The 24,979-nt window shown below is 62.6% G+C and carries 16 protein-coding genes and 1 tRNA gene; 6 read left to right on the forward strand and 11 right to left on the reverse strand.

The window, feature by feature from the left end; all coding sequences use genetic code 11:
* Window positions 1–12 precede the first annotated feature (12 nt).
* The 4 genes from AC0L3E_RS31030 to AC0L3E_RS31045 form a co-directional block, all read right to left on the reverse strand.
* On the reverse strand, window positions 13–249 hold the full coding sequence (locus AC0L3E_RS31030) for a Trm112 family protein (protein ID WP_127381787.1): 237 nt from the start codon (window positions 247–249) through the stop codon (window positions 13–15).
* A gap of 9 nt (window positions 250–258) precedes the next feature.
* Window positions 259–930, reverse strand: coding sequence for an LON peptidase substrate-binding domain-containing protein (locus AC0L3E_RS31035; protein WP_023810888.1), 672 nt, complete (start codon window positions 928–930; stop codon window positions 259–261).
* A gap of 101 nt (window positions 931–1,031) precedes the next feature.
* Entirely contained in the window at window positions 1,032–2,033 is a 1,002-nt protein-coding gene (trxA, locus tag AC0L3E_RS31040; RefSeq protein ID WP_473606442.1) for a thioredoxin, read from the reverse strand.
* Between the two features lie 84 nt (window positions 2,034–2,117).
* Entirely contained in the window at window positions 2,118–2,615 is a 498-nt protein-coding gene (locus tag AC0L3E_RS31045; RefSeq protein ID WP_127271756.1) for a prolyl-tRNA synthetase associated domain-containing protein, read from the reverse strand.
* A 245-nt stretch (window positions 2,616–2,860) separates the two neighbouring features.
* On the opposite strand from AC0L3E_RS31045, the gene AC0L3E_RS31050 reads away from it, so the two are divergent.
* The 5 genes from AC0L3E_RS31050 to AC0L3E_RS31070 all read left to right on the forward strand — a co-directional run bounded on the left by AC0L3E_RS31050 (window position 2,861) and on the right by AC0L3E_RS31070 (window position 7,657).
* Window positions 2,861–2,935: transfer RNA gene (locus tag AC0L3E_RS31050), tRNA-Gly, on the forward strand.
* Between the two features lie 362 nt (window positions 2,936–3,297).
* Window positions 3,298–5,175, forward strand: coding sequence for an adenylate/guanylate cyclase domain-containing protein (locus AC0L3E_RS31055; protein ID WP_127267589.1), 1,878 nt, complete (start codon window positions 3,298–3,300; stop codon window positions 5,173–5,175).
* Window positions 5,176–5,311: 136 nt separating this feature from the next.
* Window positions 5,312–6,643 carry a gluzincin family metallopeptidase gene (locus AC0L3E_RS31060; protein WP_473606466.1) on the forward strand — a complete coding sequence of 444 codons (1,332 nt, stop codon included), beginning with the start codon at window positions 5,312–5,314 and terminating at the stop codon, window positions 6,641–6,643.
* A gap of 27 nt (window positions 6,644–6,670) precedes the next feature.
* Window positions 6,671–7,267, forward strand: coding sequence for a hypothetical protein (locus AC0L3E_RS31065; protein ID WP_127267587.1), 597 nt, complete (start codon window positions 6,671–6,673; stop codon window positions 7,265–7,267).
* Between the two features lie 42 nt (window positions 7,268–7,309).
* The gene (locus AC0L3E_RS31070) at window positions 7,310–7,657 is read left to right on the forward strand and encodes a hypothetical protein (RefSeq protein ID WP_473606443.1); all 348 of its coding nucleotides are present in this window, start codon (window positions 7,310–7,312) and stop codon (window positions 7,655–7,657) included.
* A 47-nt stretch (window positions 7,658–7,704) separates the two neighbouring features.
* Here the strand turns inward: AC0L3E_RS31070 and AC0L3E_RS31075 are convergent, their stop codons facing one another.
* A complete protein-coding gene (locus tag AC0L3E_RS31075) occupies window positions 7,705–8,493 on the reverse strand; it encodes a SapC family protein (RefSeq protein ID WP_473606444.1) in 789 nt (262 codons plus the stop codon).
* Between the two features lie 142 nt (window positions 8,494–8,635).
* On the opposite strand from AC0L3E_RS31075, the gene AC0L3E_RS31080 reads away from it, so the two are divergent.
* Window positions 8,636–9,130: a DUF6916 family protein gene (locus AC0L3E_RS31080; RefSeq protein WP_473606445.1), complete on the forward strand. Its 495-nt coding sequence runs from the start codon at window positions 8,636–8,638 to the stop codon at window positions 9,128–9,130.
* A gap of 298 nt (window positions 9,131–9,428) precedes the next feature.
* Here AC0L3E_RS31080 and AC0L3E_RS31085 read toward each other — a convergent pair whose 3' ends face one another.
* From AC0L3E_RS31085 to AC0L3E_RS31110, 6 genes are all read right to left on the reverse strand, one after another.
* Window positions 9,429–9,959 carry a GNAT family N-acetyltransferase gene (locus AC0L3E_RS31085; RefSeq protein WP_281061727.1) on the reverse strand — a complete coding sequence of 177 codons (531 nt, stop codon included), beginning with the start codon at window positions 9,957–9,959 and terminating at the stop codon, window positions 9,429–9,431.
* Window positions 9,960–9,977: 18 nt separating this feature from the next.
* Window positions 9,978–11,288 carry a DUF8189 domain-containing protein gene (locus tag AC0L3E_RS31090; RefSeq protein ID WP_473606446.1) on the reverse strand — a complete coding sequence of 437 codons (1,311 nt, stop codon included), beginning with the start codon at window positions 11,286–11,288 and terminating at the stop codon, window positions 9,978–9,980.
* Between the two features lie 29 nt (window positions 11,289–11,317).
* A complete protein-coding gene (locus AC0L3E_RS31095) occupies window positions 11,318–11,842 on the reverse strand; it encodes a phage tail protein (RefSeq protein ID WP_127267582.1) in 525 nt (174 codons plus the stop codon).
* Window positions 11,843–11,852: 10 nt separating this feature from the next.
* Window positions 11,853–12,359: a phage tail protein gene (locus AC0L3E_RS31100; protein ID WP_256747740.1), complete on the reverse strand. Its 507-nt coding sequence runs from the start codon at window positions 12,357–12,359 to the stop codon at window positions 11,853–11,855.
* Between the two features lie 12 nt (window positions 12,360–12,371).
* Window positions 12,372–12,872, reverse strand: coding sequence for a phage tail protein (locus AC0L3E_RS31105; RefSeq protein WP_127267580.1), 501 nt, complete (start codon window positions 12,870–12,872; stop codon window positions 12,372–12,374).
* Window positions 12,873–13,065: 193 nt separating this feature from the next.
* Complete coding sequence (locus tag AC0L3E_RS31110; protein WP_473606447.1) at window positions 13,066–24,735, reverse strand: beta strand repeat-containing protein; 11,670 nt, start codon at window positions 24,733–24,735, stop codon at window positions 13,066–13,068.
* Window positions 24,736–24,979 lie beyond the last annotated feature (244 nt).

A 24,979-nucleotide genomic window follows, 5' to 3' on the forward strand; every position in this document is an offset into this window, starting at 1 on the left:
GAAACGTGCCCCTCAGCCCGACCCACCCAAGCGCGGCGGCGGGGCCAGCACATCCTCCACCGAAAGCGTCCGCGCCTCGGAGGGCAGCATGATCGGGATGCCGTCACGCACCGGATAGGCAATCTTGGCGACCCTGGAAATCAGTTCGCCGCGCTCTGGATCCCAGGCCAGCGGCCCCTTGGTCAGCGGGCAGGCCAAGAGTTCCAGCAGCTTGGGGTCGACCTTCTTCCCGTCACGTCCGTCCGCCATCGCGCCCTCTTACTGCAAACTCGAGCCAAAATCCTCATTCTCGCGCGCCAGTGCCATTTCGGTGATGGCGATCAGCGTCTCCGCCCGGGTCTTCAGGTCGGCTGCTTCGAGCAGCGCCTGTTTCTCGGCCGGCCCGTAGGGCGCCATCATCGACAGCGCATTGACCAGCATGGCATTTTCGGCGCGGCTGACGCTTTCCCAGTCGGCCTCCAGATCGTTGGCCTGCAGATAGGCGCGAAACGCCTTGAGCAGCGATGGCCGGTCGATCTCGTTGTCCGCCTGATCCTCGTCGAGATCGGCAAGGAAAGGCGCGGGCTTGCACTGGCGAAACGGCGTCTTGACCGTCAATTCGTGGGCGATGCGGAACCGGCACACGCCCTGCAGCGAAATCAGGTAGCGGCCGTCGCCGCTTTCGGAGAAGGCGATGATGCGCCCGGCGCAACCGACATTGCAGAGCTCCGGCTCGCCATCGCCGCGCAAGGCGCCATCGAGACTGGGCTGGATGACGCCGATGAGCCGCGAGCCGGCAATCGCCTCGTCCACCATCTGCAGATAGCGCGGCTCGAAGATGTTGAGCGGCATGCGGCCTCCCGGCAGCAAAAGCGCACCCTCGAGCGGAAAGATCGGGATCGTCGACGGCAAATCCTTGGCGAGCCGGTAATGCGCGTTTCCCGCTTGCACCATATTCCTCCGATCGCTTCACCAGAAGCGCGTCATACCAGCTAATCTGGCGCAGTCGTCGCCGACGCCAAGCCCGTGCGGCAAAACAACCGGCAGCCGGCTCAGGAGAACAGCAGCGCCGACAATTTGCGGCGCGCCGCCAGCGTCGCCTCGTCGGTCATGCCCCAGGCCTCGAACAGCTGCAGCAATTGCGTCCTCGCGCCATCCTCGTTCCAGGCCCGGTCGGCCTTGATGATGGCCAGCAGATTGTCGGCCGCGGCCGTACGGTCGCCGTTGGCGTTTTGGATCATGGCCAGATCGAAGCGCGCCTGGTGATCTCCGGGATTTTCCGCCAGCCGGCGCTCGAACTCGGCTGGATTGCCGAGAGCCGCCGCCTGCGCCGCAACCGCCATCCTGGCGCGCAGGGCTGCCAGCGGCGGCGCATCCTTCTTGGCCTCCGGGGCTGTTGCCAAAAGCGCCTCGGCGCCTTCCGTGTCGCCGGCGTCGAACAACAGTTCGCCCAGTCCGGCGATCGCCTCGATCGTCTCCGGCGCCTGCGCCAGGATGGCGTCATAAATGTCGGCCGCGGTCTGCATGTCGCCGGCGGCGCGCGCCTCAATGGCCGCGGCCAGGGCTTCAGCCACTGGCGGCGCGCCATTGTCCTTGCCGCCGACCTTGGTGATGAATTCGTTGATCTGGCTCTCCGGGATGGCGCCCATGAAGCCATCGACCGGCTGGCCGTCCTTGAAGGCGATGACCGCCGGGATAGACTGGATGCCGAGCTGGCCGGCGATCGAGGGATGGTCGTCGATGTTCATCTTCACCAGCTTGACCCTGCCGCCGGCGGCCTTGACCGCCTTCTCCAACTGCGGCGTCAACTGCTTGCAAGGCCCGCACCAGGGCGCCCAGAAATCGACCAGCACCGGCTGGCGGCGCGATTCCTGGATGACATCGGCGGCAAAGGCAGCCGTCGTCGTGTCCTTGATCACATCGGCGGGAGCGGCGGGCGCATCGCCAAGCGCGACTTTCGCCGGCGCCGGCGCGGCTCCACCATACTGTACCGAGGTGTTGTACTGGCCGCCATTGCCGCCAAAGGAGCCGCCGAACGGATTGTTGTCGCTCATCTCTCTACCCTTCCGTGGCGCCGCCGGCCGGCGGCCAGGCGCCCTATGCTTCAGACCATCTGACTCAAGCCATCCATGTGGCGATCACACGGAGACTTTCAAGATAGCAGCATCGTGCCCGGTTGCCTCGACGAATCTGATCAGGTCGCGCGCCGCGATCGATGTCGTCGCCTCATTGGTCAGCGGATGCCCATTGATGACCGCATGCTCCATCAAATCCTTGTCGAGCACGAGCTTGACCCTGTTTGCCGTGTCGTTGATGACGCCAAAGACCGTGACGGCGCCCGGTGTGACGCCGAGCAGCTCCATCAGCATCTCCGGCTTTCCGAAGGAAACCCGGCTGGCGGCGCCGATCACCTGGTGGATCTGCTTCAGGTCGACGACCGCGTCCTCGCCGACGGTGACCAGGAAGAAATTGTCCTTCTTGTCCTTCAGGAACAGGTTTTTCGTGTGCCCGCCGGCGATCTCGCCGCGCAGTGCCTGCGAATCGGCGACGGTATAGAGCGGCGGGTGGCGCTTCGTCGACGTGGCAATGCCGAGTTCGGCAAGAAAGGCCATCAAATCGGCTTCGGTCTTCGGCATCGGTTTCGTCCCGTTTCTCAAGCCAGCCGTTTACGGCCAATGGGGCAGCCGACACAAGACCGTCATGCGACATCATGGTGAGCGGCACCGCCCTTCGCGCTGGCGCCTCGCCGCCCGCCACTCACGCGCCCGCCGGCGGCTTGCCGGCCCCGCGCATCGTGTCGCAAAAAGCCTGCGATTTCCCTGTTGCAATCGCCGCGCTCTTCAGCCATATAGGCCCGGCTTGCGGCCAAGACGCCGCGCGAGCGGGTGTAGCTCAGGGGTAGAGCACAACCTTGCCAAGGTTGGGGTCGAGCGTTCGAATCGCTTCACCCGCTCCAAATCTTCTTTAGATTTGAAAAGCATAAAGGGCCCGGGTAACCGGGCCTTTTTGCTATCTGGCGCCGGGGAGCGGGGGGACGACGTTTCCAGCCGAAGCCGGGAACGTAGGGCTGCCCATCCGACCTGGGTGTTGAGCCTCAACAGGTTGTCCGCGCGTAGAGCGAGGCGGCTCCGGAATTTGCGTCGCGGGCGATCGATATGCCATGGATAATCGGCCAACGGCTTTCGCTTCCATTTCGCGACCATGACGGCCGAGACCGCGAATCGGGCGCGAGCGACCTCCAGCGGCGTTGGCGCCGAGCAGGTAAATCAGCTAGAACTAACTCAGGCGGAACAATTGTCTGCGATTTCAGGAGACGACATGTCCGAGGAGCATGTTGAGCGTCGGCTGGCGGCGATCCTGGCCGCGGATGTGGTCGGCTATAGCCGTCTTATGGAGGTCGACGAAGAGCACACGCTCAATCTCCTTCGGCAGCATCGACGGGAGTTCTTCGATCCGACCGTCACCAAGCACGGCGGGCGCATCTTCAAGGTGATGGGTGACGGCTTTCTGGTCGAGTTCGGCAGCGTAATCAATGCGGCGCGCTGCGCGGTCGAGATCCAGCGCGGCATGCCCGAGCGGAATGCCGGCATCCCCGAGGATCGGCATTTCAAGTTTCGCATGGGCATCAACCTTGGCGACATCATTGTCGACGGTGATGATTTCCAGGGCGACGGTGTCAATCTTGCGGTGCGGCTGCAGGGCCTCGCGATGCCCGGCGGCATTGCCTGCTCGGAAGCGGTGCGCCATGCGGTCGGCAACAAGCTGGGCGTCGACTTCGCCGATCAGGGCACCAGGACCGTCAAGAACATTGCCCAGCAGGTGCATGTCTACTTCGCCAACTGGGACCAGGGCGTGTCTTATGTCGAGACGCATGTTGCGGCCAGAACCGTCCAGACGCTGGTGCGGTCCGACAAGCCGTCGGTGGCGATCCTGCCATTCGCCAATCTTAGCGCTGATCCCGACCAGCAGTATTTCAGCGATGGCATCACTGAAGACATCATAACCGACCTCTCGAACGTCTCCGGCCTGTTCGTGCTCAGCCGCAATACAGTCTTCGCGTTCAAGGGCAGGACCGACAAGATGGAACGCATCGCCAGGGAGCTTGGCGTCGGCTACATTGTCGAGGGCAGCGTCCGCAAGGCGGGAAACCGGGTCAGGATCAATGCCGAGTTGATCGAGGGCGCCACGGACGGACACGTTTGGGCTGCCCGCTACGACCGCGACCTCACCGACATCTTCGCCGTGCAGGACGAAATCGCCAAAGCGGTCGTGGCGCAGCTCAGGGTCAAGCTCCTGCCTGAGGAGAGGAAAGCTATCGAGCAGGCGCCGACGGACAATGTGGAAGCCTATACGCATTACCTTCGAGGGCGCGATTACAGCCACATCGCGACCAGAGCCAACCACCTGATGGCCAGACAAAGCTATATCAGGGCCATTGAGCTCGATCCGGGATATGCCCGTGCCTATGCAGGTCTGGCGGTCTGCGACGTACGCCTTCAGTCGAACTACGGCTCACCGATCCATGTGGACGACATTCTCGCGACCGCGGACAAGGCCCTGGCCCTGGACGCGAATTTGGCCGAAGCGCATTCAGCCAGGGGCTTTGCCCTGTCCCTCGCCGATCGCCGTTCCGAGGCTGCGGCGGCGTTCGAACAGGCTCTTACGCTCGACGCCAATTGCCACGAGGCCAATCGTTACTATGCCGAGTTTTGCGTAACCGGCGGCCAGTTCGAGTTCGCCGCTACGTACTTCATGCGCGCGATGGAAATCAAACCGTCCGACTACGGCGCACCGGTGATGCTGGTGAACGTCTTTCGTACTCTCGGCCAACAGAACGACGCGGAGCTTTATGCACGAATCGCATTGGAGAGAGCTGAAGAGGAACTCCGTTTGCATCCCGAGAACGCCAATTGTGCCTGCCTAGGGGCTATCGTGCTGGCCTTCCTTGGTGAACGCGATAGGGCGGCCAAGTGGCTTGACCGGTCTCTGGCGATCGACCCTAACGATATCAACGTCCAATACAACGCAGCTTGTACCTATGCGTTGCTGGGGGAGTTCGAACGTTCGATCGACCTTTTGGAAGCGTGGCTGCCGCAGGCTGGCGCCGAGATGAGACTCTGGTTCAAGAACGATTCCGATTTCGCCTCTGTTCGTAGTCATCCTCGCTACCAGAAGTTGCTCCAGCTGCTGCAGTAGCGATACGCATTGTTCTTGAGTCAAATTGTCGCCGATAATCAAGAATCGGCCTTCAGGAAGATTTACCCGACAAACCAACGCCCTCGCCATCCCGCGGATATTATGTTATGCCACTAATATAACCGAGAGGTGGGGAATGGGTACCCGGTTCAGGTTGTTCGTTCAGCCTCCGTTCGAAGACCCTACGTCAAGTCCCGAGATCATTACGGTTTCTTCCCCGCGAGGCAGTGTCGGACCTGGCCCATCCGACGATCGTATGTATGTCGTCGAGCCGGCCGACAAGATGCGGCCCTATGGCGTCAACCACGGTCCGTTGGGCACGCCCTTCATCTCCCTGCCGCCCTGGACGCGAGCTATCCTCGATCCGGCCATTCCCGACGAGGAAGGCAACTTCGATCACTATCAGCCCTCGACGCCCGGCTTCGAAGCAGCGCACGCGTTCGGATGCGTGCGCTTCACGCTCGACGTTTGGGAGCGTTACATCGGCCAACCGCTCGTCTGGCATTTCCACGATCACCACGACCGTCTGGAAATCTCGATCCTGCCGGATTGGGACAACGCTCAATACGGCTATGGCTTCCTCGAGCTCGGCAGCCAATTCACGAAAGACGGAAGCGCGCTCCCCTTCAGCCTCGACTTCGATATTATCGCGCATGAGGTTGGCCATGCGTTCGTCTACAGCGTCCTCGGCATACCCAAGCCGGGAGCTGAGTTCCCCGAATATCTGGGCTTTCAGGAGGCCTTTTCCGACTGCGTTTCGTTGATCGCGGCCATGCATTTTCCATCCGTGATCGAAAACGTTCTGACGGTGACGCGCGGGAACCTCTACATCGCCAATCAACTCTCTCGCTTTTCGGAATTTTCACCGCACCGCCAGATACGCGAGGCCAACAACAAGCTGACGATGGCCGATTTCGCGGACGGCTGGACCGACGAGCATGCCTTGTCGCAACCTCTAACGGGTGCCGTCTTCGACATTCTGGTCGATGTCTTTCACGAGAGCTTGGTGGATCGAGGACTGATTTCGCCGGAGGCCGAAGATCTTGCCGACCTCGCCGAGATCTATCCAACCGCCGAGGCGCCGCTCCAGAAGGTCTTTGACCGCGATTTCACGCGCAATCCAGACGGTTTCGTCGAAGCGCTGCTCGACGCGCGCGATATCGTGGGTACCTATCTCGCCGAGACGCTGTGGGCTCTCGCCCCGGATTTCCTGGACTATCGTGACGTGGCGAGAACGATGCTCGCGGTCGACGACCGTGTGACCGGAGGAGAACTATCAAGCATCATCTTCCGGGATTTCGACCGAAGAGGGATTTTTCGCTACCGTGCCGGGCCTCGCCTGACGAAGCCAGACCGAAAGAGCCATGTTCATGAGGGTCGAACCGCTCGTCCACGGGATCAGGTGCGTCTCCCGGATATGAGCTATTTCGAGAAATATTGGATGTCCAGAAGTGGCGCCGAGCTTTGATCGACATTGCAGAGGATGGGGTGATCCATGATAACTGAAACCATTTTAAATACCTCGGCCATACACTTGTTCGGTAGAGTTCTTGAAGATTTGAAGCTGAAGAAGAGGATCGATGGGGGACGGCCTCCAAGACCTGGCAATAACAGATTCCTGCAGAACCAGATCGACGCCTCCGGCAGCCTGCTGGCAAGGATCTATGCATTCACCTTCGAGGCGCAGTTCTACGAGCTGGCCAGACCGACCATACTTCTTGTTCATGGGCCTGGCACCGCGGTTGATTATCCAGCTCCGGCGGACACCGATCTGAAGGTCATGAGCCGCGGTCCAAGCGACCCTGCCTATACCGGACTTTCATCGCAGATAGGCTCATTTGCCCGCGGAATGCAGGTCTGGGTGTACGACAAGAGTGACCTGACAATGCGGCTGGAGCTCGACACGGGAACGCTCGAAGATGTTCTGTTGGGTGCAGAGCTGGACCCGCATTCGTTTGGTCGGTCGGGTGGAGCAATGGGAAGATCTGGTGGTGCCATGGGGCGATCGGGCGGCGCCATGGGCAGGTCTGGCGGTGCGATGGGGCGGTCCGGTGGCGCCATGAACCGCAACGGGCGCGGCGATCTCGACTAGCGTTCCCGATTGTCATTTGAGAATGCCAAAGGGAGATGGATCATGGCAAGAGTAGATATAGTGCGCGTCGATACACCTGAAGGGAATGCTGTAAGAGCCGGAGAGCCGATTACTGTGAGCGTGACGGTCTCCCCGGACCGTGGCTGGTTTAACGACACAGAGTACTTGGTAATCGACTTTATTTATGCTGACACTTCAGACATAGCCTCATGTTTATTGATCAACGACAATGACACTAACATCGAAGACACAACAACAATTAACTTTAAGCTAAAAGCGGAATCCGGCGCTCTGGCCGGAGAATACTATGTTCGGATCACAAATAATTACTTCGAGGAGACCATCGTAAGCGGCCCTGAAGACGGAACTATCACTGTGTCCTCAAGTTAATCACTTGCGCTGTTGTGACGATCAATCTAGTGCGTGCCAGGGTGAAATCAGCTCGCTGGCCGCCCCGCCTTCCGCAGCGACGCCTGATGCACCAGCGAGGTCCAGCTGTTGGTCGAGGCGAGATGGCAATAGAGCAGGCCGAGCGCGCCTGATTTGCGCAGGTCGAGAAACGCCTCGTCGCTCAATTTGTTGAAGGCCGGCTCGTCGATCACCTGGAAATCGGTGAGGTTGAGCACCTCGCCGCCTTCCAGCGTCACCTTGCTCTGGCGTGGCGAAAACAGGCCGTGCGCATCGATCTTTTCGACCATCTCGCGGGTGGCTCGGAAGTCGATCTGGAACTGATTGCAGAAGGCGAGCGCCTGTTTGGTCGCTTCGGTTGGCTCGTTGCCGGTGAAGAACGGCAGGATCTTGTCATCGCGGGACGGCGCCAGCAACTGGTCGACGATGCGGTCGCTGGCCCGTTCGACGCACAGCGTCAGCCGGCCGGCCGATGTCGGGTCTTCGGCAAGGATGAAGGGATAGCGGCGGACATAGGCGGGGATGTAGTGCGGCGCGGTCCATTTGCCTTCGGCATCGACGAACAGGTTCTCGTTCTGACGCACGCCGGTGATGATCACCGGCGCCTTGCCCGGGCCGATGAAGACGATTGGGTAGGAGCGCATCGCCGCCGGCATTTCCGACGCCACCACCGGAATGGCGTGCGCCGAGCGGGCGAAGCCGAAATCGCTGCGCGCGGTCAGGCCCAGCGAGCCGTGCCGCGCCGGGTTGAGCGCCTCGGGCCTCGAATAGAACAGCGGCATCGCGTCGCCCGTCACTTCCGTCTTTGCATCCGCCATCATCCGTCTCCCGCACGCCCATCAGGCTGCCAATGGTCCCGAAGCCGGGATCTATGCTTGTTTGCGCTGATCTTGGGTCGAAAGGAACCCCGCGCAGGAACAAAGTACTACAGCGTCTCTCGCGCGCATAAAAGGACAGGCGGTGCTGTATTTTGGGATTGCGGCGGTCGATTGTCTTGGGGAACACGACCGCCAGCCTGCCCGCCTCTGGACAGCTTGCGGCGAAGCGGCGACAGTGCCTCCACTGGAGCAATTCCAGGAAAAGTGTGGAGCGGTTTTCCCCTGGCAATTGCGAAGAAACAAAAGCCGGATCGGATCAGCGATCCGAACGCTGAACCGCTCCGGCGGACAGATTGAGGCAAACGGGATGGCGTCGGTATCTGATTTCAAGCAGGGACAAACCTTCACCATCGAAGCCGGGGGCCAGCAAATCCCGCTCGAACTGAGCGCGGTCAAGCCCATCGCCGCCAGCCCGCGCCCGGGCGGCGGTTTCTCGCTGCTGTTCAAAGGCCCGCGCGACATCGCACTGCCGCAGGCGACCTATCTTTTCACGGGGGAAAGCGGCAGCCACGAGATCTTCATCGTGCCGGTCGCCGCCGATGCGACGGGGCGGCTGTACGAGGCGGTGTTCAATTAGGACCCAGTTTTGGGCTGCATGCAGGCCTATCGCATCGTGACAGGGCCTAATGCGACAATCCTTGCCGCCGGCGCCGCCCCTCACTGTCCTGCCGGACATCTCTCCCCGTAAACGGGGCGAGAGTGGCTGGCTGCGACGCCGGCGCCTTTCTTGCAACGCTGGAGATTGGCGAAATCCGCGATGAAAGCGTCCCTCTCCCCGTCACTGTAGGGGAGAGGATGCCGGCAGGCAGGTGAGGGGCAGCGCAAACGATGACCATAGACAATGATCGCATCTGCCAACAAATCGGTTCCGACGATCATAGATCGTCGCCCCCCGGCGGCGCACAGGCCATCAGGTCATAAACGCCCTTGTCCTCGACGACCGCGAAGCCGAGCGCGACATAAAGCCGTCTCGCCGGATTGTGCTTCTCGACATGGATCGACGCTGATTTGCCGGCTAACCATGCCTCGTCGATGAGGTCGCAGAGCAGCGCGGTGCCGTAACCCTTGCGGCGATGATGCGGCAGGAAGGCGATGTCGATGATGCGGTGCTGGGTTGGCCAGCGCTCGATATAGAGTCGGCCGATGTCTTCGCTATCGCGTTCCACCACCAGCCAATCGGCCTCGGGATAGTGTTTTCGGTAATGCGCGTGCTGGGCCTGGAACTGCATGCCGAGGAATTCGGCCTTCTGCGCCTCGCTCCACGACGTCACCGCGAGTTCTTCGAAGCGGGTCGAGGCATAGAGCCGCGACAGGAACGGCAAGTCCGCCTCCACTGCCGCACGAAAGCGGAGCCCGGCCGTGTCAGACCGGGGCCAGACCGGACGGGCCTGCTTGCCTTCCGCCACGCTGCCGGAAATCAACCGTCAGACCGGCGGCGTCAGGTCGCGCACGACGACGATCTGCTTGAGATTGTTGTCGGTCAGCGACGTCCAATTATACTCCCATTCGGAACTGTCGACGCCCATCTGGTTGATCGTCCACAGCCCGTTGGTGCCGTCCGGCATGAGCGCCAGGCTGAACAAAGCGAGCCGGCCGTCGGCATTGTAGTTGAGCGTCAGGCGCGTCGAGCGAAGGGATGCGCCGAAATCGCGCCATCCCGACCAGTTCTGGGTATAGGCATCCCATTGCGCGTTGAATTGGAGGAAGTGCTGCTGGTCGGCCGCGACCAACACGATATCGCCATCGCCCTGGATGCCGGCGGCAAGCGCCTGGTTGGGCGCCCTGGAGTAGCCGGGTGTCGCCCACTGCGTCCACGTATCCGATCCGGCGGGCATCTGGCGCGTGTGCAGCACCTGGCCGTTCTGGGTCAGGGCGAACAAATTGGTGGCGCCCAATGGACCGATGACCGGCGCCATCTCGATGAAACCACCTGTCTGGGTCGTGTCGATCTGCACCCAACCCGTCCAGTCGGCGGCCTTCAAGGCCTGCGCCTTCGCCTGTTGGCAGCGATAGAGATGCAGGTTCGAATTGATGCCGAACAGCGCGATGCGGCCGTCACCCTGGCGTATCGCCGAAACCGTCACCAGGCCGCCGGGGATCTGGATCCAGTCGCTCCACGGTTTGGCCGGCGGCGTCAGCACGTCGACGGTGACGACGATCGGTGTCGTCGTGCCGGGCGGCGTGATGGTTTTCTGCACCTGCACGATCTGGTCCGGATTCTGGTAGATCCACCAGATGCGGCCCTGATTGTCGGTGACGAAGACCTCGATGCGGCCATCGGCATCGCGCGCCATCGAAAGCTTCTGATAGGAGGTGGCGCCGGGCGGCGTGCCGATGCTGATCGGCGCGGTCCATTTCTCGACCGGGCCGATCTGGTTGGAGTCTTCGGTGATGAAGGACAGATCGGTGGTTCCCGATGGCTGCGCGACCACGGCGACACGGCCGTCCTTGGTGAGGCCCGCCGTCATGATCACCCAGGCGCCGGGCGCGATGAACGACCAGGCCGAGGGCCATGGCCCGTTCGGCGAAAGCTGCGCCTTCTGGATCAACTGCCCCTTGGCGGAATCGATCCCCACCACCATCAGCCGCGACAGTTCGAAAAACGACGTGCCGGCCGGCTTGTGCTGGAAAATGGGTGGAGGGCTGGACGGCGCCGGGCGGGCCCTGGAAGCCGCTTTCGGCGCCGGCGTCTTCGCTGCGGGGACCTTCGACTTCGGTTCTGCGTTCTTAGCCATCGTACGGTCCTGCCCTTTCGGTTCGGAATTCAGCTTCTTGGCGGGAAGACGCCCTGCAGCGCGATGCAGAAATAGCAGGTGAGATAGGGCTGCATGTTGTTGTGCGGCTGGTCGCCGCCGGCAGGGGGGAGCGCTTGAGGGCTCATCTGCGTCAGGTTGGCCGCCGGGGTATAGATTGTTGCGTTGGTGGATTTGGCCAGGCTTCGCGTCGAGGACGGCGCATTGAGTTCGCCCAGGTCGATGTCATGGTCGCGCATTGCGTGGGTGTGGTTAGGAATCTCCGATTCGAGCAGGCTTACCGTTTCCGTACCGTCGGTCTCGCCGAGATCGTGCAGCGAAAGCCCTGGTCCTTGCCCCGGGTGCATCGGCAAGCGGCCCTGAAGGTCGGGCAAGGCAAAATTGCTTTTGCCATTGCCGCCATAGGTCGTGCCCAGCAACGAGAACAATGCCGTGTTCTGCGACAGCGGCAGCAACTGCCCGTCGCACCACGCCCAGCCCCTGGGCGCGAAATAAAAGGGGAAGATTCGGATTTCGGCGACGAACGGGTCAGCCATGATGTCCCTCTCAGGTCGGCGACGGAAAGATGCCGAAAAGTGAAATGATAAAGCTGATGCAAAGATACGGCTGGAAATTGTTGTGCGGCTGGCTGCCGCCAACGGCTGTTACAGCCTGCTGGGCCATGTCGGTATCGGTCGTGTCCTGGATGTAGGGCAAGGCGCCACCGCCAATCTGTGCAACGACCTTCCCGCTGGGACTGGTATCTTGACCAATGCTCAGGGACGCGACCATCGGATGGCTGTGTGACGGAATCTGGGAAATTGTCAGATTGACTTCCTCTATGCCTCCCGTCTCCGCAAGGATGAAGCCGCTGCCCTGATGGAGCGGAACACGGCCTCGCAGGTCGGGCAGCGCGAAGGTGCTCTGGCCATCGCCGCCATAGGTCGTGCCAATCAGCTGGAACAGTGTCTCGTTCTCCGAGATCGGCAGAAGCTGTCCCTCGCAGAACATCCAGCCGGCCGGGGCGAAATTGCCGGCAAACATGCGTATCTCACCAATATAAGGCTGTGCCATGATCGCGCCTCCTTAATTCGGCGAAGGGAAAATGCCCTGCAGGGCAATGCAGAAGCTCAGCGTCAGGAACGGCTGCATGTTGAGATGTGCCTGACTGCCGCCGACACTGGTAATTGTGCTCGGGCTCAGCGTCGTCACGTTCGCGAAATCGCTATACAGCCGCCCCGGAACCACCCCCAAAACGTTCCCCGCACCATCCTGGCTGCTACCGGTGTTTGTGCTTGCCTGCGCAAAGTGAACGTGTGTCGGTATTTCGGAAATCGACAGCGTATGGCTTTGCTCGCCACCGCGCTCGCCTAATGTGTGACCGCTCCCAACGTGGATCGGGATACGTCCCCTATAATCGGGCAGCGCGAAATTGACTTGGCCGTCACCGCCGAAAGTGGTTCCGAGCAGTGAAAATAATGCCTGGTTCTGGTTGATCGGCAAAAGCTGCCCGTTACAGAGCGCCCAACCCTTGGGTGGGAAGACAAAGGACATAATCCTGATTTCCGATAGAAATGGCTCGGCCATGTCTCGCGCCCTCATTAGATATCAGAAGAATACACAGAACGACATAAAAGTCTACTTGGCTTTCTAACAAACCAAGTACTTTATAAAATAATAGACAGTATTTAAATAACGAGAGGCGCAGGAAGGCAGTGCATGCCCAGGGTTGTAGATCGTCGCACCAAATGGTGGCCTTTCTACCTCATCAACGTCGCCATCATGGGAACGGCGGCGTGGCAAGCCCGGTAAATCCGCTCGTTTGCGCCGTCGCGGTAGATGCAGAAACAACTGTATTGCGGCCGTTCAGATAGGCGGCCACGGCAGCGGTATCCATGGTGCCCCCAGCGTAGCCGCTAAGGTTGAACGTCCCGGTGAAGCGTTGACGTACCCGGATGTCGCCGCCCGCCATGGTGCCGCCAAGCGAATGCGTGAAGGTGTTGGCCAGAGCGCCGGCGCCGCCTATGTTCAGGTCGACGGACGAACCATCGCCAGAGGGCGACGCGACTTCTGACTGGACGAAAATGCCAGCAACTGCATCTCCGGTCCCATCCAGTTTGATGTCAATCGCGTTGCCGGTTATCTGGGCCAGGATGCTGCCGGCGCCGTCCTGTCCGGCCTGGACAAGGATAGCACGTTGCGTACCGGCATAGTCGATGGAGTTGTTTTTGATTCCGACCCGCATGGCGCCGCCGCCGGCATTGAATACGGATATGCCATCAGCTGTCAGCCCGTTTGCGACCGTGATGGTGTTGCTTTCAAGTCGAGCGTCAAAAGTAAATCCGTTGTCGAACGCCGACCCGAGCAGGCTCACCACGACGAAGTCGCCCGCCGCCGTGCTGCTCAGCGTGTTGCCGGTGGCGACGAGGCTCACATCGCTGTTGTCCCCGGCGCTGACGGACAGCTGATCGTTGTTGCTGCTCGAAGTGCTGTTGATGACGTTCAGGTTCATTGTGGAGTTGTCGAATGCATCGGCGACGATGCCACCGCTGAAGTTGTTGCTCGAATTGGCACCCGAGAAGTTGATCGTGGCGTTCGACGTTCCACGGATGCCGAACAGATACCCGCTGCCAAGCACGGCGCCAGTCGAGCTGCCGCCTGAAATCGTCAGCGCGAGCGTGCCGGACTGGGTCTGCAGCTGGAAGTTGTCGTCGCCGCTGCCTGTGATCGTGGTGTTGGTGACCGCGCTGGTGCCGGACATGTTGTAGAAATGGATGCCATCTTCGTCCGCTCCATTGCCCGCATTCGATATGCTGCTGTTGCTGAGCGTGAAGTTCGAAACGGTATTGCCGTTGATGCCTTGCTCGGCGCCGCCCGAAATGGCGATCCGGTCCAGCGTCGCCGTAGAGACGTTTTGAAGGTGGATGGCCGCGTTGGTCGTGAGGTTGTCACCAGTCGAAAGCCCCGAATTGTCGGCATCGAGATCGTCGGTGCCGGCATTGGTGAAATTCATGTTCTTCAACGTGATGTTGCTCGCGCTGATGAAACTGGCGCCGCGCCCGGTTGTGTTCTGAATTGTGCCGCCCGAGCCGGCGGTGGTGCCGACACCTGTAACGGTCAATCCACCCGAGCCCGTATTGTTGAGCACGATGCCGTTGGTGCCGCCATTCGCCGAAATGCTCTGGAAATTCAGCCCGCTGGCGCCGATCGTCGTGTTGACGACGTTGAGCGCCGTGCCTGTGCCGGAGGTGATCGTGTTGCCGGTGCCCTGCACCGTCACCGTGCCGCCGCCGGTCGCGTTGAAGCCGTCGCCGCTGCTCGATGTGTTGATGGTCAGCGTGTTGGTGAAATTGATGTTGGTGCCGTTGGTGCCGCCATTGCCGATCAAGTTGATGCCGTCGCTCGAGACCGTCGACGACACCGTTCCGTCAAACGAGATCGTGCTGGCCCCGCCGGCGGTGCCGGTGTGGTTCTGGACGTCGATCGCGGTGGCGTTGGCGGTGTGGGCAATAGTGCCGTTGTAGTCGATATTGGCCGAGCCGCCCGAAACCAGGAACGCCGTACCCGTCGCGCCGCTGAGCGCGCCGCCGCCGAGGTTGACCGTACCGGTGACGTTGGTGAGCGCGACATTGTTGGCGCCGCCGCCTGAGGTGGTCGAGGTGAAATTGATGCCGGCGGCGATGCCGTTGAGGTTGACGGCCCGGTTGGCGGTCGTGCTGATCGAGCCGGTGGCGACATTGACCGTACCGCCGTTGGTCGCGGTGAAGGCCGTTGTGGCGCCGCCCGTCGTGATGGTGAGGTTGGCGAAGCTGACGGTCGAGGCCTGGCCGCCATTGTCGATCGATACAGGGGTGCCGCCGTTGCTGGTGAGATTGACCGCGCCCGAGAAGCTGACCGTGTTTGCTCCCGTTGCGCCGGAGATGGCGATGCCACTGGACCCGATGCTCGTCCCGACCGTGCCGGCAAAGCCGAAGCTGCCGCCGGTACGATTCTGGATGCGGACAGCGGTGCCGCCGAAGTTGGCGATCGAACTGGTGCTGTCGAAGTTGAACACCGCATCGCCGCCGACCACCGACAGACCGCCGCCGCTCGAGAAGTCGACATTGGTGCCGGTGACCGTTCCGGAGGCAGCGCCAAACTTGATGCCGGTCCCGGCCGCTCCCGTTGAGAAGAGGGAAAGATTGGTCAGCGTCGTCGTTCCGGTGGCTCCGGTGCCGAAGTCGATGTCGGTGGCTGTGACGCTCGAGATCGTCATGTTGCGGATCGTGGCGTTCGCCGTTCCGGAGGCGCTGATGCCGATCGCGGCATTGGCGCCGGTGCCGTCGTTGCCATTGATGGTAAAGCCGTCGATGACATTGCCGCTGGCGCCGAGCGTTAGGGCGCTGGCGCCGTCGGCGCTCGTCAGCGTGGTGGTGCCGCCGGGCGTCTGGTCGGCGATCGAGATGGTGTTGGAGGCGAGCTGGATCGGCAGCGGCACCGTCAGCGCCAGATTGATGTTGCCATTGTCGAAGCCGCGCACCTGTTCATTGGCCAGGAGCAGCAGCGTGTCGTCGCCATTGGTGCTGGCCGCGGTGATGACGCCACCATCGTTGACGAGGACGATGATGTCGCTTGCCGCGGCGTTGAATTCGGCGTCGGCCAGCGTCGCCAGATTGCTCTGGTCGCGGCCGCTGCCGTCGCCGGTCGACGCCGCCCCGACGAAATAGATCTTGCCTATGCCGAAGCCGAGGCCGGGGCTCGACTGGAACTTGACATCCTGGAAGTTGTAGGTGCCGGCGACCGGCGCGCTGGATGCGTCGATGCCGACATTGGCATTGATGGTGGAGGTCTGGTCGGTCGTCGATTCGCCGTCGCCAAAGGTGAAGTTGAGATTCGTCGCGCTGTTGAGGAACACGCCGGTGTTGACGCCGGCAATGCTCGAGCTGGCGCCGCCGGCTGCGGCATCACCGAGGCGCACCACCTGGCCGCCAATGGCGCCGCGCAGGTCGACGCCGATCGAGGCGCCGGTGGCGGACGCGTTGGTGACATCGAAATCGTTGGCCGTCACTGCCGCGTTGATGGTCGCGCCGTTGAGATCAAAGGCCACGGCCCCTGGGCTGTTCAGCCCAATGTCGAGATCGCTGAAGGACAGTGCGGCACCGAGCGTGCCGGAAACATCGACGCCACGCGAGATGATGCCTTGCAAATCGACCGTGCCGAGCGCGATGGCGCCGCCACCCGAGGACGCGACATTGTTCAGTGCAATGCCGATCGTGGCGTTGCTGGTCGAAATGCTGGAGAAATTCACTCCGCCGGCGCCGACCGTGACACCATCGAGATTGAGCGCGGTGCCGGTGCCGGTGGCCGTGATTGTGTTGCCGGCGCCCGTTACGCTGATCGTGCCGGCGCCCGAGGCGAAGAAGCCTTGCGTCGACCCGTTGGTAATCTTCAGCCCGCCGCCATCGAAATTGGCCACTACCGGGCTGCTGTTGCCGGCCATGAAAACGCCAGCGAGCGCGGTGCTATTGACGGTGTAGCTGGCGCCGGAAATGTTGTAGGTGCCACCGGTGTTGTTGACGATGGCGATGCCGGTGCCGGTGCCGATGAAGCTGTTTGAGGTGCCTGTCACCGTCACGATGCCGCCGGCATTGTTCTGCAACAGTATGCCGTCGGCGCTCGACGTCAGATTGCCACTGAGAGAGACGAGGCCGGCGCCGGCGAGCCGGTCCTGGACAATCAGCGCCGTTCCCGTCCCGGTCGAGTTGGTCACGGTGCCGGCGTAGCTGACAGCGACCGTGCCGCCAGCGACCACGAAGGAGCCGTTTGCTGCACCTGTCAGCGCACCGGTCCCAAGGCTGACGGTGCCGGTGACACCGTTCAACAATACATTGATGTTGGCGCCGCCGGACGAGGTCGAGTCCAGCGCGATGTTTGCGGCAGTACCCTGGAGCGTCATCGCTACGCCAAGGGTGGAATTCAGCGTCTCGGCGCCGCTGGTGGCGCTGATGTTGATCGCGCCGTTGCCTACCATAATGCCGTTCCCGGTCGTGGTGTCGATGGTCATGCCGCCGGTGAAGCTGGTCGTACCATCGATCTGAATAATGCCCACGCCGGCCGCGGTGTCGATATTGGCGAGGCCTGAAACATTGAGCGTGCCGCTTGCCCAGTTGATGCCGTTACCCGCCGTCGCGACGTTGTTCACCGTGAGCGCGCCGAAATTGAAGGTGCCGGTGTTGCCAGGGCCCGCACTGATGCCGGCGCCCGTTGTGCCGGTGATAGTCGTCGCCCCGGTGACGGTGAAGGTGCCGGCGACGCCGTCGAAGATGATGCCGCTGGCGCCGCCGCTGGCGGTGACGCTGTCGAAATTTACGCCGCCGGCGCCGAGCGTGCCCTGCAGCGACGCCGCCGTTTGGCCGGTGGCGTTGATCGTCGTCGAGCCGGCATCGGCGATGGTCAGGACATTCAGCCCGGAGAAGTCGAGGCCGGTGGCGGCGGAGGTGGTGATGTCGAGGCCACCGTTGAAATTCACGGCGCCGGCGGCGCTGCCGCCCGAAATCGAAACCCCGTTGCCGCCGGCGATCGTCACCTGGTCGGTGAAGGTCACCGCACCGCCGGTGCGGTTGGCGATGCTGATGCCGCCGCCGGTCAGCGTTCCGGCCGGCCCGCCATTGGGCAGGAAGCCGCGCGACACCGAGATGGTGCCGGTGCCGCCATTGACGTTGAGCAGTGCGCCGGCAACGTTGATGTTGTTGTTGATGACAGACAGGTTACCATTGAGACCGGTAACCTGGACGGCGGTCTGGCCCGCCGCCACATTCGAGATCGTCACGCCTTCGATCGTGATGCCTGCGGCATTGCTGAAGCCGACAGCGCCCTGGTCAATGAGGAAGGCGGAACCGGTGGCACCGCTGAAGTCGAAGGCGGTGTTGCGCACGGCATTGTCGCCGAGCAACTGCATGAGGTTGGCCGTGCCGTTGACCACGGCCTCGTCGCCGGTGACGTTGCCGCCGGTGGCGCCGAGATTGCCCTGGACATTGGCGGGCTGGATCGTTCCGGTCGAAACGACGCCGCCGTTGCCGAAGCCGGCAATGGTCTGTCCGGAATCGAGCGTGAAGGTCGTGGCGCCAAGGCTGATCGTGCCGACGAAGGCGAAGTTCTGCGCGCCGGTCAGCGCGTCGGCCGCGGCGAGCGATATGGTATTGACGCCCACGCTGAGGTTGCCGGTTGTGCCCGCGGCAACGAACCCGCCCGACTGCGAGACCAGGATGACTGAACCGGGCGCCGTCGCCAGATTGGCGCTGCCGGTGAAGAACACGTCGTCGAAATCGTAACTGCCCTTGGTCGGGTCGAGGCCGACCGTATTGACGGTGTAGCCTCCAGACGCCGCGGTGATGAAGGATTCCAGGCCGTCCGTCGAATCGCCGTCGCCGAAGGTGAAGATGGCGTCGGCGGTGGTCGCCGTGGTGAGGCCCGACGACAGGTCGACGCCGATGCCGACATTGTCGATCTTCGAACCCTGCAGAAAGCTGATGACCTTGTTGCCAGTGGTCGACGACAGGTCGATGCCGCGCGAGGTCAGGTCGCCGGTGCCGGTGATCGTGGTCAGGCCGAAATCGGCGGCCGTTGACGACCCGCTGAAGTCGATGCCGGTCTGGTTGGCGCCCGCGCCAAGCGTCACGTTGGTCGTGCCGAAGGTGACGTCGGCATTGGTGCCGGCGAAGTTGATGCCGGCCGGGCCGACGGTCGAGCCCATCGTCACGCTGGTGGTGCCGAAGGTGACTGCGCCAGCATTGTTGGTGATGTCGATACCATTGCCTGTCGCACCCGACACGGTCACCGTCCCGAAGGTCGCCGATGCGGTGCTGGCGACATTGGCGACGGACAGGCCGGTGGCCGCGGCATTGGTGATCGACAGCGGAGCCGTGACGTTCAGCGTCGCGGTGCCGGCAAGACCAGTGACGACCGCGCCACCGCCGCCCACCGCTGACAGTGTCGAGCCGATGAAGCCGATCGCGCCGCCGACCGGGGGCAGCGACGAGCCGATCGCGAAAAGATTGCCGGTGCCGGTCGAGGTGATGCTGCCGTCGAAGGTAGCCGAACCGCCGGTGGTACCGTCGACCTTGACCGCCGTGCCCGGTGTGCCGGCGGAACTGGCTATGTTTGCCGAGACCGTGATCGCCGCGCTGCCGCCGAACACGACGACGCCGTCGCCGATGCCGGAATTGGTGATGGTGCCGCCGATCCCGATCGTGCCAGTGTTGTTGGCCAGGCTGACGTCGGCGCCCGAAACCAGCGTCGTCACCAAATTGTTGACCGTGACATTGGCCGAGCTATCCTGCACCGCGAAGCCCAGTCCATTGGCGACAACGGTGTCGATCTTCGTCGTGCCGTTGAAGGTAACGGCGTTGCTGACATTGGTCAGTCGGATGGCATCGCCATTGACGCGGTTGATGTCAACTGCGCCGAAAGTGACATCGCCACCTGCGGTGTTCTGGATGACGATGCCGCTCGAAACGATGCCACCCGAGCCGTCCACGGTGACGCTGGCGAAATTAACACCGGCCGTGCCGATGGTCATGCCGGTGCCGCCGATCTGGATACCCCTTTCGAGGACGCCGGCGCCGGTTGCCACGGTGTTGGTTCCCGTCACGCTCAGCGTGCCGCCATCAATGGCACTGAAGGCAAATCCGCCATCGGTGGTGAGGTTGAGCCCGCCGTTGAAGTTGATCGTGCCGCCGGTGTTGCCGGTCAGGTCGATGGCATTGGCGAAACCGGTGTTGGCGGTGATCAGGCCGCCGAAGGTGGCGGTGCCGCCGGTCATGGCGTTGATCTTGACCGCGCTTGCAGCGGCGGTCTGGTTGATGGTGCCGTGGTAGGTGACGTTTGGCGTCGCCGTATCGATGTTGAACGCGATGCCCGTCGTGCCGGCGATCGAGCTTGCCGCGTCGAAGGTCATCGTGCCGGTGGAGCCGCCAACGATGCCGACGCCAGCGCCAGCGCCGGTGATATCGAAATTGGTGAAGGTGCCTGTGCCGCTGTAGTTGCTGAGCGACAGGGCGATGCCGCTGACGCCGCCGATCGTGGTGTCGGTGAAGCTGGCCGACGACGACGAATTGGCCACCAGGATACCGTTCTGCGCCGCCTGAATGTTCAGATTGGTGACGCCGATCGCCCCCGACGCGCCCATCAGGTTGACACCGCTGACGGCGCTGCTGATCGTTACGCCGTTGATGGTCAGGCCATTGACGCCCGAGCCGTCGATCGCCGCGCCCGAGCCGGCATTGCTGACGGTAAGGTTCTCGATGACGTTGCCATTCGCCACGTCGATAGTGCTGCCAACCGCATTGTTGAGCGTCGCCCCGCCATTGCCGAAGGGGTCATCTTGCACCTGCGTGCCACTGATGACATTCGTGCCGGTGACATTGGCGGGCGGCGAGCCCAGGTCCACGGAAGCGCCATTGGCGAAGGATACGATCTGCTGGCCGTCGGCAAGCGTGAAGCCGTCGGCATCGGTATCGATGTTTCCGGCCCCGTTGTTGACCAGGACGAAGATCGTGTTGGCAGGGGCCGCCAGCGCGTCCGCCGCGGTGGCATTGATCAGGTCGTTGACGCTGGAGCCGTCGCCTAGGCCCGTGTTGGCCGAACCCACGAAAACGACGTTGGCAATGTCGAACAGCTGCGGACCGTTCAGCACCGTGGTGTTGAAGGCATAGCTGCCGCTGCCCGGCGACAGGCCGCGCATATCGAGCGACGCGCTCGTGCCTGTGATCGAGCCAACCCCGGACGCGCCGAACACGAAGGTCGTGTTGGCGGTGGTGCCGGACGCGCCATGCGTGCCCATCTGGACGCCGGTGCCGGCTGAAATGACGCCGGCGCCGATCGTCACCGAGCCGCCGGCGGTGCCGGAAAGGTCGATGCCTGTCGACGTGCCGGCGCCGGCAATGTCGAGCGAGGTGGCGGTGAAGGTCGAGTTGCTGCCCGACAGGTCGAGCCCGGTCTTGGCCGTCGGCAGGCCGGTGATGTCGATATTGCCAAAGCCAATCGCGCCGTTGGTGCCGAAAATGTCGATTGCATTTTGACCCGGCTGGTCGATCGCGACATCACCGAACGTGATGGCACCGGAATTGGCGGCCAGTATGATACCAGAGCCAGTTGGAGCTGTGACGGTGACCTTGCCGCCAAAGCCAACCGTTGCCGAGCTGTTCTGGATGAAGATGCCGTTCGAGGCGTTCGAAATGGTCGTCGTGCCAGCGATATCGAAGCTGCCGGTGACGTTCGAGAGGCTGACACCGGTCCCGATGCCGGTATGGCTGAGGCTGGTCAGCGTGACATCGAGCCCAATCTGGGATGCGCTGAATCCGTTACCGCCGTTGCCGGAGATAATTCCGCCCGTGGTTGAAAGCGAGCCGGAGCCCGTCGATGTGGCGTCAACGCCGCTGCCGCCATTGTCCTTCGCATCAAGCGTCTCGAAGGCGTAGGTTCCGTTGCCGTTGATCAGCAAGCCATCGGTATTGCCCGACAGTGTCGTCGTGCCGTTGAAGGTGTAGGTGCCATCGCCCTGGATCGAGAGGCCGGCGCCGGCATTGACCACCGACGTCAGGTTTGTGGCGGTAACGCTGTTGGTGCCATCGAACAGCACGCCGTTGAGACCTGCTCCGGAAACGGACAGGCCCGAGATCGTCACCGCGCTTACGCCGCTGCCATGAACGCCATTGGCGCTGCCGCCTGATATGTTGAAATCAAGCAGCGAGCTGTTGTTGGCAAGCGTCACGACATCGCCGGCGCCGGAATTGGTCAGCGTCGCCGCGCCGCTGGGGTCCGAGATGACTGCATCGTGCTCGACATTTTCGCCTGTGACGTTCACCGGAACGCCGCCGAGCGAGAAGGTCCGCCCGTTGCCGAACGAGGCCAGCGTCTGGCCGGCGCTGAGCGAGAAGCCGCCCGAGGCGTCGATTGCGGTGCCGTCGTTGACGAGCACGAAGATGGCGTCGCTGTCGGTGTTGCCATCGGCGGTGCCGACCGCAGCCAGGTTCGCCAGCGAGGAGCCGTCGCCGCTGCCCGTCGCCGACGAGCCAACGAAGATGACATTTTGCTGGTCGAACAGCTGCGGACCGCTGAACGCTGTCGAGCCGAACGCATAGTGGCCGAGCGTCTGGTTCAGGCCGCGCGCGTCGAGCGAAGCGGTGATGCCGGCGATCGAACCGCCGCCGAAGGTGAACTCGGCGTTGGCCGAATTGGCGGGCGACCCCGCTAGGCCGAAGCGCACGCCGGTATCGACCCCGGCGATGACGCCGCCATCGGTGATGGTGATCACGGCGCCGCCGACGCTCGGCGAGGTCAAGTCGATTCCGATCGAGCCTGCAGCACCGGTACCGGTGATGTTGAGCGACTGCGCGGTGAAATTGGTCTTGGATCCGGAGAAGTCGAGGCCGGTGCCGACACCCAGCCCGGAGATGACGATGTTGCCGGCGATCACCGCCGCATTGACACCGGCAAACGAGATGCCGTCGGCGCCGGGGTTGGTGATGCTGATGTCGCCGAAGCGGATCGTCGCCGGCGAATCTGAAATGGCGATCGCCGGCCCGGTCGTGTTGGAGATCGTCGTCGCACCGTTGACGGTGAAGCTGCCCGCGACATTCTCGAGCTCGACGCCCGACGTGCCGCCGCTCTGGCTGATCGAGTCCAGCACCACATGGGCGGTGATCGGATCGATGAAGACGGCGGTGCCGCCATTGCCCGATACAGTACCGCCGGTGGTGGTGAACGTGCCGCCGGTCGACGTGCCCTGCACGGTGATGCCGCGGTCGGTATTGTCCTGCGCATTGACGATGGCGAAGGTGTAGGTGCCCTTGCCGGTGATATCGAGACCGTCGTCGAGATTGCCCTGCAGCAGCGTCGTGCCGGTGAAATTGTAGGTGCCGTCGCCGTCGATGTGCAGGCCGTCGAGGCCGTTGCCCGTGGCTGTGAAGTTGGAGCCGGTGATGCCGGTCGAGCTGCCCGTGAAGTCGGCGCCGTTGCCGCCCGCACCGGTGACCGTCACATTGGTCAGCGTCCCGCCGGTGATGTTGTTGCCGAAGATGCCGTCGGCGCCGCCGGTGATGGTTATGCCGTTGAGCGTGTTGCCGTTGCCGAGCGTGATGACGGGGTTGGCGACGTTGGTGCCCTGGATCGTGCCGTCGCTGCCGCCCAGGTTGAAGGTGCTGGTGCCGCCGCCGAAAAGCCTGGCGGTGACGCTTTCGCCGCCGCCGATGACGGTCTGTCCGTTGGCAAGCGTCACCCCGCCGGTCGTCAGATTGCCGTTGCCGCCAAGCGCGACGACAAAGCCGTTCGCGCCCGACTTGGTCACGGCGTCGTCCAGCGTCGTCGGGTCGGCCAGCGTGCCGGCGCCGGCGAGGCCGCCATCGGCGAAATAGAATTTGCCGAAGGCGGCATTGGTGGCGGCGTTGATCGCGACACGCGTCGTCGAGCCGCCGGTCAGCGTCTGCGACTGGACGCGGACGCCGATATCGCCACGCACGCGCTCGTTGACGCGCTTGCGCAGGCCTTCGCTGACCGGATAGACCGGCTCCGGCCCGCTGTCGGCTCCATTGTCCGAGCCGCTGCCGGGATTGAACGGGATGTTCAGCCGCACACTGCCGGCGAACTGGGTGTCGTCGCGATTGTCGTTGCGGACCTCGCCGGCGAAGACCAGTTCCGTGTTGCTGCCGAAGACATCGCCGATCGTATACTCGAACCCAGCCTTGGCGCCGGTGACGCTGCCGTCGTCGCCATGCGGATCCTCGAAATGATAGCCGCCAATGTCGAGCCGCAGCGAGTGCTTGTCGGGCAGGTTGACCGGCACTTGCGCACCGATCTCGCCCTCGATGCCCCACGCCGCGTAGTCGCGATGGTCGAGGACAGAGATCTGCTCGATCAGCTGGTTGCTGACCATCGACAGGGTCGAGCTGGTCGAATGATCCGTCGAATCGCCCTTGATCGGCAGGTAGACGTTCACATGCGCATCGAAATGAGGCGTGATCGCCTCGGCGCCCAGCGTGACCGCGGTGAACTGGGTGGAGTTGTAGTTCTCGAGGTTGAGATAGGCGTAGCCGCCGATCATCAGGTCGGGGTTGACGATGCGGCGAATGCCGAGGCCGACATCCTGGCCGGAACCATCCTTGAAATCGTGCTTGGCCCGGACATCCAGGAACAGCACGGATTCGGCCGTCTGCTTGAGCGGGATGAAACCTTCGAGCGCGGCGTTGCCGCCATTGTTGTCGGCGCCGATGATGGCGCGGATCTGCGGCTGCCACAGCCCGTTGGGATCGCCATGGGCGGCCATGCCTGAAAGGGCGAGCGCCAGCGTCGTCAGCGCCGTCGTCTTCCAGAGATGCCTGGCGATTCGCGAACGGCGATAGCCGGCGCGAACGTGGAAATCCTCCCCACGCGCCGCTATCTCACCAACTTGCCGAGAAGTCTCGGTAGTTCCCATCCCTGGCGAGTCCTTCGGGGACTACACGCGCCCCGTGCAAACTCTTACTCGAATTCTATTGTATAGCGAGTCTCTGACGCTTCGATTTCTGAGGGCTTCCTGCAAAATTGTTCGCTGTATCCGAAAAGTCACAGTAATTTCGCCGGCTTGCTTGCCTCCGGCTCGGCTTTCGAAACAGTCGCGAGTGTTGTATCAAGCCCTGCCCGGGAGAATACCGGGCGCGGCGAGGAAACATGCAAGGCAT

Source organism: Mesorhizobium sp. WSM4822, assembly GCF_055811155.1.

What these genes read in the sequence shown, in the direction of transcription:
- AC0L3E_RS31100 (WP_256747740.1), bottom strand. Translation starts at nt 12,359, where the DNA reads ATGGCACAGCCTTATATTGGTGAGATACGCATGTTTGCCGGCAATTTC.
- AC0L3E_RS31110 (WP_473606447.1), bottom strand. Translation starts at nt 24,735, where the DNA reads ATGGGAACTACCGAGACTTCTCGGCAAGTTGGTGAGATAGCGGCGCGT.
- AC0L3E_RS31055 (WP_127267589.1), top strand. Translation starts at nt 3,298, where the DNA reads ATGTCCGAGGAGCATGTTGAGCGTCGGCTGGCGGCGATCCTGGCCGCG.
- AC0L3E_RS31105 (WP_127267580.1), bottom strand. Translation starts at nt 12,872, where the DNA reads ATGGCCGAGCCATTTCTATCGGAAATCAGGATTATGTCCTTTGTCTTC.
- AC0L3E_RS31090 (WP_473606446.1), bottom strand. Translation starts at nt 11,288, where the DNA reads ATGGCTAAGAACGCAGAACCGAAGTCGAAGGTCCCCGCAGCGAAGACG.
- AC0L3E_RS31030 (WP_127381787.1), bottom strand. Translation starts at nt 249, where the DNA reads ATGGCGGACGGACGTGACGGGAAGAAGGTCGACCCCAAGCTGCTGGAA.
- trxA (WP_473606442.1), bottom strand. Translation starts at nt 2,033, where the DNA reads ATGAGCGACAACAATCCGTTCGGCGGCTCCTTTGGCGGCAATGGCGGC.
- AC0L3E_RS31045 (WP_127271756.1), bottom strand. Translation starts at nt 2,615, where the DNA reads ATGCCGAAGACCGAAGCCGATTTGATGGCCTTTCTTGCCGAACTCGGC.
- AC0L3E_RS31060 (WP_473606466.1), top strand. Translation starts at nt 5,312, where the DNA reads ATGGGTACCCGGTTCAGGTTGTTCGTTCAGCCTCCGTTCGAAGACCCT.
- AC0L3E_RS31070 (WP_473606443.1), top strand. Translation starts at nt 7,310, where the DNA reads ATGGCAAGAGTAGATATAGTGCGCGTCGATACACCTGAAGGGAATGCT.
- AC0L3E_RS31075 (WP_473606444.1), bottom strand. Translation starts at nt 8,493, where the DNA reads ATGGCGGATGCAAAGACGGAAGTGACGGGCGACGCGATGCCGCTGTTC.
- AC0L3E_RS31095 (WP_127267582.1), bottom strand. Translation starts at nt 11,842, where the DNA reads ATGGCTGACCCGTTCGTCGCCGAAATCCGAATCTTCCCCTTTTATTTC.
- AC0L3E_RS31065 (WP_127267587.1), top strand. Translation starts at nt 6,671, where the DNA reads ATGATAACTGAAACCATTTTAAATACCTCGGCCATACACTTGTTCGGT.